We start from the raw sequence: 13,496 nt of genomic DNA, 5'->3' as shown, positions 1-13,496 counted from the left end.
AGTTTGCGCGCCATTGTGGCGCCCTGAACCGAACGGAGATTCGTGATGCCCGAGTACAAGGCCCCCCTGCGCGACGTGCGCTTCCTCACCGACGAAGTCTTCGACTTCACCGGCCGCTACGAAGCCCTCGGCGCCACCGACGCCACCCCGGACATGTTCGCCGCCATCCTCGAGGAAGGCGCGAAGTTCTGCGAGCAGGTCATCGCCCCGCTGAACCGCTCCGGCGACGAGGAAGGCTGCCATTTCGACAACGGCGTGGTGACCACGCCCAAGGGCTTCAAGGAAGCCTTCGCGCAGTACGTCGAGGCTGGCTGGAACGGCGTTTCCAGCGACCCCGAATACGGTGGCCAGGGCCTGCCGCCGTCCCTCGGCCTGCTGGTCAGCGAGATGATCGGCGCCTCCAACTGCTCCTGGGGTATGTACCCCGGCCTGACCAAGGGCGCCATGGCGGCCATCCACGCCCACGGCAGCGAGGAGCAGAAGAACACCTACCTGCCGCGCATGACCAGCGCGGTGTGGACCGGCACCATGTGCCTGACCGAACCGCATTGCGGCACCGACCTGGGCATCATCAAGACCCGCGCCGTGCCCAACGCCGACGGCAGCTACGCGATCACCGGCACCAAGATCTTCATCTCCGCCGGCGAGCATGATCTCTCCGAGAACATCATCCACCTGGTCCTGGCCAAGCTGCCTGACGCGCCGGCCGGCACCAAGGGCATCTCGCTGTTCATCGTGCCCAAGTTCAACCTGGACGCGAACGGCGAGGCCGGCGAGCGCAACGCCGTGGCCTGCGGCTCCATCGAGCACAAAATGGGCATCAAGGCGTCCGCCACCTGCGTGATGAACTTCGATGGCGCCAAGGGCTTCCTGATCGGCGAGGCCAACAAGGGCCTGGCCTGCATGTTCACCATGATGAACCACGCGCGCCTGGGCACCGGCATGCAGGGCCTCTGCCTCGGCGAGACCAGCTACCAGGGCGCCGTGCGCTACGCCCAGGACCGCCTGCAGATGCGTTCGCTGACCGGCCCGAAGGCGCCGGAAAAGCCCGCCGACCCGATCATCGTCCATCCGGACGTGCGCCGCATGCTGCTGACCATGAAGGCGTTCAACGAAGGCAACCGCGCGCTGGCGTACTTCACCGCGCAACTGCTGGACATCGAACACCTCTCCCTGGACGCCGAGGAGCGCGAGCGTGCCGGCAACCTGCTGGCCTTCCTGACGCCGATCTGCAAGGCCTTCATGACCGAGACCGGCCTGGAAGTCACCAACCACGGCATGCAGGTGTTTGGCGGCCACGGCTTCATCCGTGAATGGGGCATGGAGCAGCTGGTGCGCGACTGCCGCATCGCGCCGATCTACGAGGGCACCAACGGCATCCAGGCGCTGGACCTGCTGGGCCGCAAGGTACTCGGTAGCCAGGGCAAGCTGCTGATGGGCTTCACCAAGCTGGTTCATCAGCTCTGCCAGCAGCACGCCGAGCACCCGCAGCTCAAGGCCCAGGTCGCCCAGTTGGCGGCGCTGAACAAGCAGTGGGGCGAACTGACCCAGAAGCTCGGCCTGGCCGCCATGAAGAACCCGGACGAAGTCGGTGCCGCCTCGGTGGATTACCTGATGTACTCCGGCTACATCACCCTCGGCTACTTCTGGCTGCGCATGGCGCTGGTCGCCCAGCAGAAGCTCGAAGAGGGCGCTGGCGAGAAGGCCTTCTACGAAACCAAGCTGGCCACCGCCGAGTTCTACTTCAGCCGCCTGCTGCCCCGCGCGCTGTCCCATGTGGCGGCGGCGGAGGCAGGTTCCGAGGTGCTGATGCGCCTGTCGGCCGAGCAGTTCGCCTTGTAATTCCCGCGCCAGATAAGGAGGCCCGCCCTGCGCGGGCCTTCTGCCCATTGCTACAAAATGTGACCAAACTGTAGTTGTATGGTCACAACATGACGCTTAAAGTCTGAAAAGTTGTTGGAGTAAACTCCGGCGGCGTACCTTCGTGTACCTCCTATTCTGATACCGCTGGCTGCCTGATCAGCCGTCGTTTTCGTTCGAGGATCCATCATGGCTGACTACAAAGCTCCCCTGCGCGACATGCAATTCGTCCTCAATGAAGTCTTCGAGGTCGCCAATCTCTGGGCCGAGCTGCCCGCCCTGGCCGAGACCGTCGACGCCGAGACCGCGTCCGCGATCCTCGAAGAAGCCGGCAAGGTCACCGGCGGCGTGATCGCCCCGCTGAACCGCAGCGGCGACGAAGAAGGCTGCAGCTGGAGCGCTGAGGGTGTGAAGACCCCGGCCGGCTTCCCCGAGGCCTACCGCACCTACGCCGAAGGCGGCTGGGTGGGCGTGGGCGGCGCGCCGGAATTCGGCGGCATGGGCATGCCCAAGGTGATCGGCGCCCAGGTCGAGGAAATGGTCAACTCGGCCAACCTGTCCTTCGGCCTGTACCCGATGCTGACCGCGGGTGCCTGCCTGTCGCTGCTCAACCACGCCAGCGAAGAGCTCAAGGCCAAGTACCTGCCGAACATGTACGCCGGCACCTGGGCCGGTTCCATGTGCCTGACCGAGCCGCACGCCGGCACCGACCTTGGCATCATCCGCACCAAGGCCGAGCCGCAGGCTGACGGCAGCTACAAGATTTCCGGCACCAAGATCTTCATCACCGGCGGCGAGCACGACCTGACCGAGAACATCATCCACCTGGTGCTGGCCAAGCTCCCCGACGCGCCGGCAGGCTCCAAGGGCATCTCGCTATTCCTGGTGCCGAAGGTGATGGTCAACGCAGACGGCTCCCTGGCCGAGCGCAACGCCGTGTCCTGTGGCTCCATCGAGCACAAGATGGGCATCAAGGGTTCCGCCACCTGCGTGATGAACTTCGACGGCGCCACCGGCTGGATCGTCGATGCCCCGAACAAGGGCCTGGCCGCCATGTTCACCATGATGAACTACGAGCGTCTGGGCGTCGGCATCCAGGGCCTGGCCACCGGCGAGCGTTCCTACCAGAGCGCCGTGGAGTACGCACGCGAGCGTATCCAGAGCCGCGCGCCGACCGGCCCGGTCGCCAAGGACAAGGCCGCCGACCCGATCATCGTCCACCCGGACGTGCGTCGCATGCTGCTGACCATGAAGGCGCTGAACGAGGGCGGCCGCGCCTTCTCCAGCTACGTCGCCATGCAGCTGGACACCGCCAAGTACAGCGAAGAGCCGACCACCCGCAAACGCGCCGAGGAACTGGTCGCCCTGCTGACCCCGGTGGCCAAGGCCTTCCTTACCGACATGGGCCTGGAAACCACTATCCACGGCCAGCAGATCTTCGGCGGCCACGGCTTCATCCGCGAGTGGGGCCAGGAGCAGCTGGTGCGTGATTGCCGCATCACCCAGATCTACGAAGGCACCAACGGCATCCAGGCGCTGGACCTGATGGGCCGCAAGATCGTCGGCAGCGGCGGCGCCTACGCCAAGCTGTTCACCGATGAGGTCCGTGCCTTCACCGCATCGGCGTCCGCCGAGCTGGCCGAGTTCACCGGCCCGCTGAACGCCGCCGTGCAGAACCTCGACGAGCTGACTGCGTGGGTCCTGGATCGCGCGAAGGGCAACCCGAACGAGATCGGCGCGGCTTCGGTCGAGTACCTGCACGCCTTCGGCTACACCGCTTACGCGTACATGTGGGCCCTGATGGCTCGCGCTTCGCTGGGCAAGGAAGGCCAGGACGAGTTCTACGCCAGCAAGCTCGGTACCGCGCGCTTCTACTTCGCCCGCCTGCTGCCGCGTATCCACTCCCTGACCGCCTCGGTAAAGGCCGGCAGCGAGTCGCTGTACCTGCTGGACGCTGCGCAGTTCTAAGCAGTCGCGTATGAAAAGCCCCGCCTCGGCGGGGTTTTTTTATTGGGATATTTCCTTTGAGAAGAAGGGTATTTCGAATCTTTGTAAGCCATGGCTTACAAACAGCGGTGGTGATCGGCGTCTTTCTGGCAAAGGCTTACAGCGGTAACCTTTATCTCAGTCAGGACATTGCGCAGGAAGCGCCAACGACAATACGGAAACAAGGGAATCCACCAAGGACGGTGGCTAGCACGGACGTCAGGATATCGGTCTGCAAAACCCCGCCTCGAAAGAGGCGGGGTTTTTTCTTTGCCTGTGACCCCTGCCCGCCCGAGGGCTGCCCACTCGTAGGACGAGTAACGCGCCAGCGTTATCCGCCCTACGCGGCTGGAGAGCCTTGAGCATGCCGATACCCATCAGCAATAGTGGCCATCAAACCGCGCCGTCGAGCAACGAGCGCAGCAACTCCACTGTCGGCTGCTGGCGCTGCGCATCGCGATAGACCAACCCCACGCTCAGCGGAATGCGCGGCTCGCTCAGGGGTTTCCAGAGCAAATCCTTGTGCGCATGCATCTGCCGCGCGCGGCCGGGGAGAACCGTGGCGAAACGGCTCTGCGGCAGGCTGTCGAGGATGCCACCCATGTGGTTCAACTCTGCTTGCACCCGTGGCCGCCGGCCAATGGCCGCCAGTTGCTCCTGCCAGATCTGCCGGGCACGAAATTCTTCGCCCAGCAGCAGCATCGGCAATTCGGCGGCCTGGGCCAGAGACACCTTCTTGAAGTCCTTCAGCGGATGGTCCGCCGGGATCACCAGTTGCAGTTCGTCCGGGTACAACTCCACGCCGTGCAGCGCCGGCTGGCGCGGCGGCAGGAAGCCGATGCCGATATCCAGCTGGCCGATCAACAGGCGCCGTTCGATCTCCACCCCAGAGAGTTCGTAGATGCGCACCTGCACGTGCGGCTGCACCGCATGCAGGCGCTCCACCAGGTGCGGCACCAGGCTGGCGTTGACCGTCTGCAGCACCCCGATAGCCAGGCTGCGTGCGCTCTGCCCGCGGAAGCCGCGCAGCGCCTCGCGGGCGCGCTCCAGGCCTTCGAGCAGCGGCACTGCATGGTTGTACAGCGTGTGCGCGGCGGCCGTCGGCAGCAGGCGCTTGCCGCTGCGCTGGAACAGCGCCACGTCGAGGTTCTGCTCCAGCTGGCGAATCTGTTGCGACAGCGCCGGCTGGGAAATCGCCAGGCGTTCGGCGGCGCGCCCGACATGGCCTTCCTCGTAAAGCGCGACGAAATAGCGGAGCTGGCGGAAATCCATAAGGCCTGCTTATCAACGAAACTGGAAAATCGAAATGGAGTGTCACCCATCCAGGCCACTACTCTAGCGCTTGTCCGCTGTCTCAGATGGGTAGACAAAGGTGGAAAGCATCGTCATCCAGGGCGTTTTCATAGGCAAAGTCGAAGAAAGCTGGGGAGGTCTGCTCAGCGATATCGACAAGCTGGAAACGCATCAGGAAGTCTGGCTCGGCGCCGAAGGGCTGCCGGGGGACGCACGGGCCGACCTGCGCCGCGATGGCGGCCTGGACCGCGCCCTGCATCACTATCCGGCCGAGCACTACCGCCACTGGCGCAAGCAGCACCCGCAGACGCGCTGGCGACAGCCGGCCTTCGGCGAGAACCTGTCGACCTTCGGCCTCAATGAACACGAGGTGTGTATCGGTGACCTGTTCCGCTGGGGCGAGGCGCTGATCGAAGTGAGCCAGCCGCGCTCGCCCAGCTACCGCCTGGCGCGGCGCTGGAACCTGCCCGCGCTGCCTTTCGAGGTGCAGGAGCAGGGCCGTTGCGGTTGGTTCTACCGGGTGCGCCGTTCCGGCATGGTCGCGCCCGACGCACCGCTGGAACTGGTGCAACGGCACTACCCGCAGCTCTCCGTGGCGAGCCTGCTGGACTGGTACTTCGGCCACCCGCTGGACCGTACCGGCCTGCGCCTGATGATGGCCTGCGACGCTTTATCCCTGCGCTGGCGCAAGACCGCCGCGCAACGCCTCACCAGTGGCGTGCTGGAAGACTGGACGGCCCGCCTGGCGGGCCCCGAATGTTCGGAGCAGGGCGGCCTGCACAGCTGAGCCGCACTGTTCCGCAAATGCCCTCGCGCCCGCCCCCGGACGTCGTCTTGGTCCTGCGGGGCGGCTTTTATTCCCGCCGCCGAACCTGTCACACGGCTCGGCGGCGTTGTCATGCCGACGTAACACCGCGTTCCTAACCTTCCGCCGATAGCTTCTACTGGTAACCCGAGCCGACCATAGAGCGGCCCTGCGGAAGGACTCCCCGTGATGAGCGAACGTTTCCAGGATTTCCACGACCGATTGGCCGCTTTCGACGACCAGTCGATCAACCCCTCCGCCAATGTGCCGATGAGCGAGCTGATCGACGCCTCGCGCCGCCGCCTGCTGAAGAACAGCCTGGTGCTCGGCGCCGTCGGCTTCCTCGGCGGCGGCCTGTTCCCCGGCCGCTCCCTGTTCGCCGCCGACGCCCCGGTGCCGACCGGGCTGCTGGGCTTCAAGGGCGTGCCGGTGCAGCAGGACGCGAAGTTCGACCGGGTGATAGTCGCCGACGGTTACACCGCGCGGCCGTTCTTCTCCTGGGGCGATGCCGTGGTGACCGGCTCGCCGGCCTGGAAAGGTGATGCCAGCGAAGACTGGAAAGCCCAGGAGCTGCAGGCCGGCGACAACCATGACGGCATGCATTACTTCCCCTTCCCCGATGCGCCGGACAGCCACGGCCTGCTGGTGATCAACCACGAGTACATCAACCCGACGCTGCACCCCAAGGGCCAGACCTTCGAGGATCGCCCCGACGGCACCCGCGGCCGCCCGGAAGGCGAGGTGCGCAAAGAGATCGCCGCCCACGGCCTCAGCGTCATCGAGGTGAAGAAGGACGCTGGCGGCCAATGGCAACGCGTCGAAGGTTCGAGCTACAACCGCCGTATCACCGGCAGCTCGCCGCTGGCCCTCTCGGGCCCGCTGGCCGGCCACGACCTGCTGCGCACCGCCAGCGATCCGGAGGCGAAACAGGTGCTGGGCACCCTGAACAACTGCTCCATGGGCGTCACGCCGTGGGGCACCTACCTGGCGTGCGAGGAAAACTGGCACCAGTACTTCGTCAACCGCGACAAGGCCGACTATGCCAAGCGCGTCTCGCACAAGCGCTATGGGCTGTCCAACGGCCAGTTCAGCAACTACTACGCCTGGGAGGCGGTGGACGAGCGCTTCGACGCCACGCCGAAAGCCGGCCAGCCCTATGGCGGCCACGTCAACGAGCCGAACCGCTTCGGCTGGGTGGTGGAAATCGACCCGTTCGATCCGAAATCCACGCCCAAGAAGCGCACCGCCGTGGGCCGCTTCTGCCGCGAGTGCTCGACCCTTTCGCTGGGCGCCGACAACCGCATGGCCTTCTACTACGGCGACGACACCAAGGGCGAGTACATCTACAAGTTCGTCCCGGCGGGTCAGTACGAGCCGAACAACCGTGCGGCAAACGTCGACCTGCTGGACGAAGGCACCCTCTACGTCGCGCGCTTCAACGCCGACGGCAGCGGCCAGTGGCTGCCGCTGGTGCATGGGCAGAATGGCCTCACCGTCGAGAACGGTTTCGCCAGCCAGGCCGAGGTACTGGTCAACGCCCGTGCCGCCGCCGATCTGCTGGGCGCCACGCCGATGGATCGTCCCGAGTGGGTCGCGGTGCAGCAGACCACCCGTGAGGTCTACGTCAGCCTCACCAACAACGATGCGCGCGGCAAGAAACAGCCGGTGGACGCCGCCAACCCGCGCAAGGACAACCTGCACGGGCAGATCCTGCGCTGGAACGAAGCCGGCGGTGATCCGACCGCCACCACCTTCGAGTGGGAAATCTTCCTGCTGGCTGGCGAGCACAAGGGCTCTACTGCGCCGGAGAACCTGATCGGCACCATCAACGGCGATATCTTCTCCTCGCCGGATGGACTGTATTTCGACACCACCGGCCGCCTGTGGATCGAGACCGACTACGATGATGCCGAGGCGCCGATGCAGGCCATGGGCTGCAACCAGCTGCTCTGCGCCGACCCGCACAGCCGCGAGGTGCGCCGATTCCTGGTCGGCCCGCGAGGCTGCGAGCTGACGGGGATTACCCAGAGCCCGGATGGCAGGACGATGTGGGTGAATATCCAGCACCCCGGCCTCAGCTTCCCGGCCAGCGACGGCAAGAGCATTCCGCGCTCAACCACGCTGGTGATCACCAAGGATGATGGGGGAGTGATCGGGACTTGATGGGCAGAGTGGCGAGGGTGAGGGGCTTTAGGGAAACGCGCCGCTCGGGCGGTTCGCGAGCAAGCTAGCTCCTGCAAGAGCAGGAGCTAGCACGGAACTAGCGGGGGAATGCGGACCCTGTAGGAGCGAGCTTGCTCGCGAACAAGGTCCGCTGGAACCTTAAAGCTCGACTTCTCCGCCCGCCAACGCGCACAACTCGGTGAAATCGACGATCTCCGTCTCCCGCCCGTCGACCCGAATCAAGCCGTGCTTCTGCAGGCGGGTGAAGCTGCGCGACACCGTTTCCACCGCCAGCCCCAGGTAATCGCCGATCTCGTTGCGCGACATGCTCAGGCGGAAGCGCGTGGCAGAGAAGCCACGCTCGCGGAAATGCGCGGAGATGTTCAGCAGGAAAGCAGCGATGCGCGAGTCCGAGTTCAGCCGCGAGAGCAGCAGCTTCATCTGCTGATCCTCACGGATCTTGCGGCTCATCATCAGCATGATCTGGTGCGACAGGCCGGGAATCTGCAGCGACAGTTCCTCCAGCTGGTTGAACGGAATCTCGCTGCACAGCGTGCTTTCCAGTGCCTGCGCCGACACCGGATAGCTGCCTTCGCCCATGCCGGAGAAGCCGAAGATCTCGGTGGCGAAATAGAACCCGGTGATCTTCTCCAGCCCCTGCTCGTTGGTGGTGAAGGTCTTGATCGAACCGGAACGCACCAGGAACACGCTGTGGAAGGGATCGCCCTGGCGGAACACGAAGTCGCCCTTATGCAGCAGGTGCCCCGGCTTGATGATCGCCTCCAGCTCCTCGACCTTCTCGTCGCTAAGAGTGGGCGGCGCCAGCCGGCAGTTCTTGCAGTACGGTTGCGGTTTGATCATCTGATTCATCCATATCCCCATGCGCCGGCCAATCGCGCGCAATTCAGCGTTTCTCGGGCGCATCGCCCCCTCATGGAACCATAGCAACTGACAGCCATCTGTCATCCGTCGGATCACCAGTCGGGAAGCAGGCCAATGGATTTTTCATACCCGCTTGACCCTTTCTTCACTGCGCCGACTTCAGTCTCCACGCCCATGCACCGGGGTCATTGGGGGAGACCACAGGAACTCCGGGGTGCCGTGACGCGACCCGCGCGTCGATCCCGCTCATTTTCCGGAGATACGTCGTGAATAAACTGCCACAGATCACCCTGGCCTTCTGGGTGATGAAAATCTGCGCCACCACCCTGGGGGAAACCGCCGGCGACCTGCTGTCGATGACCCTGAACGTCGGCTATGCGATCAGCTCGCTGATCCTCATCAGCGTCTTCCTCGTCACCCTGGTCGGCCAGCTCGCCAGCAAGCGCTACGTGCCCTGGCTGTACTGGCTGGTGATTCTCTCCACCAGCACCGCCGGCACCACCATGTCCGACTTCATGGACCGCACCCTGGGCCTGGGCTACGCCAGCGGCTCGGCGATCCTGGTCAGCATCCTGGTGGCGATCTTCGCGGCCTGGCGCTTCAGCGGTACCTCGCTGTCGGTGGACAACATCCGCAGCTTCAAGGGCGAGATGTTCTACTGGGTCGCCATCCTCTTCTCCAACACCCTGGGCACCGCGCTGGGCGACTTCCTCGCCGACGACTCCGGCCTGGGCTTCGCCGGCGGCGCGCTGCTGATCGGCAGCCTGATCGCCGTGGTGGTGGTGCTGCATTACTTCACCAAGCTCTCCTCGGTGCTGCTGTTCTGGGTGGCCTTCGTGCTGACCCGGCCGTTCGGCGCGACCCTGGGCGACGTGCTGACCAAGTCCCACGAGAAGGGTGGGCTGGACTTCGGCACCATCGGCTCCTCGGCCATTCTCGCCGGCATCCTGGTGGCGCTGGTGGTCATGGTCAGCGTGCGGCAGAAGCGCGAAGGGCAGGACAGCGCAGCGGTGCTGTCTTCCTGACGAGTTGAAGCGGAGTCCGCCGGGCGAAAAGATCGGCGGACTAGTCTTGTGAAATTTGTTCTGTTATTTTTCATGAAAAATAAACAGAACAATTTCACGAGGTCGCGATGTTCCTGCGCTCCGCCGAGCCGGTCGGCACCTACTACGCCGGCACCAACCCCGAGCTGATCCAGCCGCGCGATGTGCTGCGCGAGCCGCTGGAGTGCGAAGTCCTGGTGATCGGTGCCGGGTTCAGTGGCCTGCACACGGCGCTGCAACTGGTGGAAGGCGGCCGTCAGGTCTGCATGATCGAAGCCAGCCGCATTGCCTGGGCTGCCTCCGGACGCAACGGCGGGCAGGCATTGCCGGGCTGGTCCAGCGACCTCGGTCCCATCGAAGACGACCTCGGCCATGAAGGCGCGCTGCGCCTGTGGCAGGGCATGCTGTGGGCCGCCCACGAACTGCGCGACCTGCCGCAACGCCACGGCTTCGACTGCGATTACCGCATCGGCCACCTGTGGACCGCCGTGCTGCAACGCCGCGTCGGCTCGCTCTACGACTGGCAGGCTGAAGCCAACCGTCGCTGGGGCTACGAAGGCCTGCAATTCATCCCCCGTGAAGACCTGCCGCAGTGGATCGCCAGCGACCGCTACCAGGCCGGCCTGTATGACCCCAACTCTGCGCACCTGAATCCGCTCAAGCTGGCCTACGGCCTCGCCGGGGCCATCGAGCGCGCCGGCGGCCGCATCTTCGAGCAGACCCGCGCGCTGAGCTTCCGCGAGAGCGGCAACGGCTACGAGGTGACGACCGAGCATGGCAGCGTGCGCTGCGCCTCCCTGGTGCTGGCCTGCAACGCCTATATCGACGGGCTGGACCGCGACGTCTCCGAGCGCATCCTGCCGGTGGGCACCTACCAGGTTGCCACCGCTCCGCTGGGCGAGGAGCTGGCTCGTTCCCTGCTGCCGAAGAACTGCTGCGTCACCGACAACCAGTTCGTCCTCGACTACTTCCGCCTGACCCCCGATCATCGCCTGCTGTTCGGCGGCGGCTGCACCTACCTGGGCGGCATGCCGTCGGACATCCGCGCTGCCACTCGCCCCTATGTCGAGCGGGTATTCCCGCAACTCAAGGGCGTGGAACTGGAATACGCCTGGGGCGGGCACATCGACTGCAGCATGCGGCGCACCCCGGACATCGGCCGGCGCGGCGATCTCTACTGGCTGCAGGGCTATTCCGGCCACGGCGTACTGCCCAGCCTGGCCGCTGCCCATGCGGTGAGCGAGGCGATGCAGGGGCGCAGTGACGAGCTTGACCTCTATCAACGCATCCGCAATCCCGGGTTCCCCGGCGGCCAGCGCTTCGCCGCGCCACTGGAAGCCGTCGGCAAGGCCTGGTATCGATTGCGGGACTTTGTCTAATTCGGAACCTGCCATGACCCAGACGGCCACCAACGAACACCTTGCCACGCTGATCCGCGACCTGCGCAAGCACAAGAACCTCACCCTGGGTGAGCTGGCCGAACAGATCGGCCGCTCGGTGGGTTTCCTGTCCCAGGTCGAGCGCGGCCTGTCGCAACCCACCGTGGCCGACCTCACCGCCATCAGCGAAGCCCTGGGCGTACCGACTACCTACTTCTACGCCGGCGACACCCGTCGCGAACGCGACTGGGTCACCCGGCCGAACGATCGCCGCACCCTGTACTACGCCGGCGGCGTCACCGACATCCTCGCCTCGCCGAACATGTCCGGCGGCTTCTCCATGCTCGACAGCATCCTCGCCCCCGGCGCCACCAGCGGCGAAGGCCATCTGGACGACAGCTCGGAGCAGGGCGGCTTCGTCCTCGAAGGCGAGCTGACCATCTGGTACGAGGACGACACCGTCACCCTCTATCCCAACGACAGTTTCCAGCTGCCGCCGCACAGCCAGTTCCGCTACGGCAACCTCACCGATAAACCCACTCGGGTGCTGTGGATCTTCACGTAATTTCCCAAGCCAGCCCGCGAGGGTTGGCTTGGGAAAACGATCCGGCCGCCCCCGCACAAAGGCCCCAGAGAAAATCATGAACCGCCCGATGCATCCCGACCTGCTCAGCGAAGTCCGCGCCTTCCGCCAGCAATACCCGGACATCCGCTACGTCGACCTGATCTGCCTGGACATTCCCGGCCACTTCTACGGCAAGCGCTACCCCGTGGACATGCTCGAGAAAGTCGCCGCTGGCAGCCCGCTGAAACTGCCGCAGAACTGCGTGCTGCTGGGCGTACAGGGCGGCCTGCACCCCATCGGCGACTACTGCTTCAACGACGGCGACCCGGACGCGCCGCGCCGCCTGATCCCGGGTTCGCTCAAACCGGTGCGCTGGGAGAACCAGCCGCTGGGACAGATGCTGATCAGTTCCGACGGCACCGAGGCGCCCATCGAATTCGAACCGCGCGAAGTGCTCGCCCGCGTCATGCAGCGCCTGGAGTCCAAGGGCATCCGCCCGGTGGTGGCCTTCGAGCTGGAGTTCTACCTGTTCGACAAGAAGCTCGACAACGGCCTGCCGCAATACCCGCGCGACCCGCTGTGTGACGACGAGGACGACCAGCCGAACATGCACATCGAGCGCCTGTCGCGCTTCTCCGATGTGCTCCACGAGATCGTCGAAGCCTCCCGCGAGCAGGGCGTGGATGCCAACGTGATCACCGCCGAGATCGGCCCTGGCCAGTTCGAGATCAACTTCGCCCACTGCGACGACGGCCTGCACGCCGCCGACCAGGCCGCGCTGTTCACCCGCGCTACCCGTGGCGTGGCGCTCAAGCATGGGCACCGCGCGAGCTTCATGAGCAAACCCTACCTGCATGCGCCGGGCAGCGGCATGCATGTGCACGTCAGTCTCTACGACCGCGACGGCAACAACCTGCTCGACCGCGACAACCAGCAGGCCCTGCGCCACGCCGTGGCCGGTTGCCTGGAGCTGCTGCCGCACTGCATGCCGATCTTCGCCGCCAACCACAACGCCTACCGCCGCTATGGCTCCCGCGTGAATGCCGCGAGCAAGGCCAGTTGGGGCTTCGAGGATCGCGATGCGTGCATTCGCATTCCCGAGTCGGATGGCAAGAACCTGCGCATCGAACACCGCCTCGCCGGCGCCGACGCCAACCCTTACCTGGTGCTCGCGGCGATCCTCACCGGCATGGAGCACGGGCTGGAAGCCCGCCAGGAACCCATCCCGCCGCTCAACGAAGACCGCTCCAGCGGCATCGACTTCCCCCGCGACATGCTCGGCGCCGTCGCCGAGATGGAAGACCATCCGGTGGTGAAGGATGGCCTGGGCAGCGAGTTCGTCTTCGTCTACTGCGAGAACAAGCGCCACGACCACCTGGACTTCATGAACGAAGTCAGCGCGCGGGAGTACCGCTGGTTCCTCTGACGCCTGTGGCTGACCTCACCCTGTAGGAGCGAGCTTGCTCGCGAACCAGTCCCGCGTCGGGGATTGTTCGCGAGCAAGCTCGCTCCTACAGAAA

10 protein-coding genes are annotated in these 13,496 nt (G+C 65.2%); 8 read left to right on the top strand and 2 right to left on the bottom strand.

All coding sequences use genetic code 11. The features are described 5' to 3' along the window. The first annotated feature begins 45 nt into the window (after positions 1 to 45). Together A6723_RS09435 and A6723_RS09430 are read left to right on the top strand one after the other, a co-directional pair. Entirely contained in the window at positions 46 to 1,842 is a 1,797-nt protein-coding gene (locus A6723_RS09435) for an acyl-CoA dehydrogenase C-terminal domain-containing protein (RefSeq protein WP_054908006.1), read from the top strand. A gap of 207 nt (positions 1,843 to 2,049) precedes the next feature. After that, on the top strand, positions 2,050 to 3,828 hold the full coding sequence (locus tag A6723_RS09430; protein WP_054908007.1) for an acyl-CoA dehydrogenase C-terminal domain-containing protein: 1,779 nt from the start codon (positions 2,050 to 2,052) through the stop codon (positions 3,826 to 3,828). A gap of 411 nt (positions 3,829 to 4,239) precedes the next feature. On the opposite strand, the gene A6723_RS09425 is transcribed toward A6723_RS09430, so the two are convergent. Beyond that, a complete protein-coding gene (locus A6723_RS09425) occupies positions 4,240 to 5,118 on the bottom strand; it encodes a LysR family transcriptional regulator (RefSeq protein WP_054908008.1) in 879 nt (292 codons plus the stop codon). Positions 5,119 to 5,218: 100 nt separating this feature from the next. Between A6723_RS09425 and A6723_RS09420 the strand changes: the two genes are divergently transcribed. Both A6723_RS09420 and A6723_RS09415 read left to right on the top strand, forming a co-directional pair. Beyond that, positions 5,219 to 5,926 carry an MOSC domain-containing protein gene (locus A6723_RS09420; protein WP_054908009.1) on the top strand — a complete coding sequence of 236 codons (708 nt, stop codon included), beginning with the start codon at positions 5,219 to 5,221 and terminating at the stop codon, positions 5,924 to 5,926. 207 nt (positions 5,927 to 6,133) lie between these two features. Continuing rightward, positions 6,134 to 8,107: a PhoX family phosphatase gene (locus A6723_RS09415; protein WP_054908010.1), complete on the top strand. Its 1,974-nt coding sequence runs from the start codon at positions 6,134 to 6,136 to the stop codon at positions 8,105 to 8,107. A gap of 159 nt (positions 8,108 to 8,266) precedes the next feature. Here the strand turns inward: A6723_RS09415 and fnr are convergent, their stop codons facing one another. Next, positions 8,267 to 8,968 carry a fumarate/nitrate reduction transcriptional regulator Fnr gene (fnr, locus tag A6723_RS09410; RefSeq protein WP_139092941.1) on the bottom strand — a complete coding sequence of 234 codons (702 nt, stop codon included), beginning with the start codon at positions 8,966 to 8,968 and terminating at the stop codon, positions 8,267 to 8,269. A 287-nt stretch (positions 8,969 to 9,255) separates the two neighbouring features. Between fnr and A6723_RS09405 the strand changes: the two genes are divergently transcribed. The 4 genes from A6723_RS09405 (at position 9,256) to A6723_RS09390 (ending at position 13,402) form a co-directional block, all read left to right on the top strand. Then, positions 9,256 to 10,014, top strand: coding sequence for a hypothetical protein (locus A6723_RS09405; protein WP_054908012.1), 759 nt, complete (start codon positions 9,256 to 9,258; stop codon positions 10,012 to 10,014). A 107-nt stretch (positions 10,015 to 10,121) separates the two neighbouring features. After that, positions 10,122 to 11,411 (top strand): FAD-binding oxidoreductase, encoded by a 1,290-nt coding sequence (locus A6723_RS09400; protein WP_054908013.1) that lies wholly within the window; start codon positions 10,122 to 10,124, stop codon positions 11,409 to 11,411. Between the two features lie 13 nt (positions 11,412 to 11,424). Further along, positions 11,425 to 11,976, top strand: a complete 552-nt coding sequence (locus tag A6723_RS09395; RefSeq protein WP_037010973.1) for a helix-turn-helix domain-containing protein — start codon at positions 11,425 to 11,427, stop codon at positions 11,974 to 11,976. 76 nt (positions 11,977 to 12,052) lie between these two features. Continuing rightward, positions 12,053 to 13,402: a glutamine synthetase family protein gene (locus tag A6723_RS09390; protein ID WP_054908014.1), complete on the top strand. Its 1,350-nt coding sequence runs from the start codon at positions 12,053 to 12,055 to the stop codon at positions 13,400 to 13,402. Positions 13,403 to 13,496 lie beyond the last annotated feature (94 nt).

Origin of the sequence: Pseudomonas sp. AU11447 (genome assembly GCF_001672555.2) — a bacterium.
In the GTDB taxonomy this organism is placed as follows: domain Bacteria; phylum Pseudomonadota; class Gammaproteobacteria; order Pseudomonadales; family Pseudomonadaceae; genus Pseudomonas; species Pseudomonas nitroreducens.
Note: the sequence above shows the minus strand (reverse complement) of the source record. Positions and strands in the feature narration are given on the sequence as shown.

Excerpts from the sequence above, each read along its gene's own strand:
- A6723_RS09435 (WP_054908006.1), top strand. The coding sequence starts at position 46 with ATGCCCGAGTACAAGGCCCCCCTGCGCGACGTGCGCTTCCTCACCGAC.
- A6723_RS09430 (WP_054908007.1), top strand. The coding sequence starts at position 2,050 with ATGGCTGACTACAAAGCTCCCCTGCGCGACATGCAATTCGTCCTCAAT.
- A6723_RS09425 (WP_054908008.1), bottom strand. The coding sequence starts at position 5,118 with ATGGATTTCCGCCAGCTCCGCTATTTCGTCGCGCTTTACGAGGAAGGC.
- A6723_RS09415 (WP_054908010.1), top strand. The coding sequence starts at position 6,134 with ATGAGCGAACGTTTCCAGGATTTCCACGACCGATTGGCCGCTTTCGAC.
- fnr (WP_139092941.1), bottom strand. The coding sequence starts at position 8,968 with ATGATCAAACCGCAACCGTACTGCAAGAACTGCCGGCTGGCGCCGCCC.
- A6723_RS09400 (WP_054908013.1), top strand. The coding sequence starts at position 10,122 with ATGTTCCTGCGCTCCGCCGAGCCGGTCGGCACCTACTACGCCGGCACC.
- A6723_RS09395 (WP_037010973.1), top strand. The coding sequence starts at position 11,425 with ATGACCCAGACGGCCACCAACGAACACCTTGCCACGCTGATCCGCGAC.
- A6723_RS09390 (WP_054908014.1), top strand. The coding sequence starts at position 12,053 with ATGAACCGCCCGATGCATCCCGACCTGCTCAGCGAAGTCCGCGCCTTC.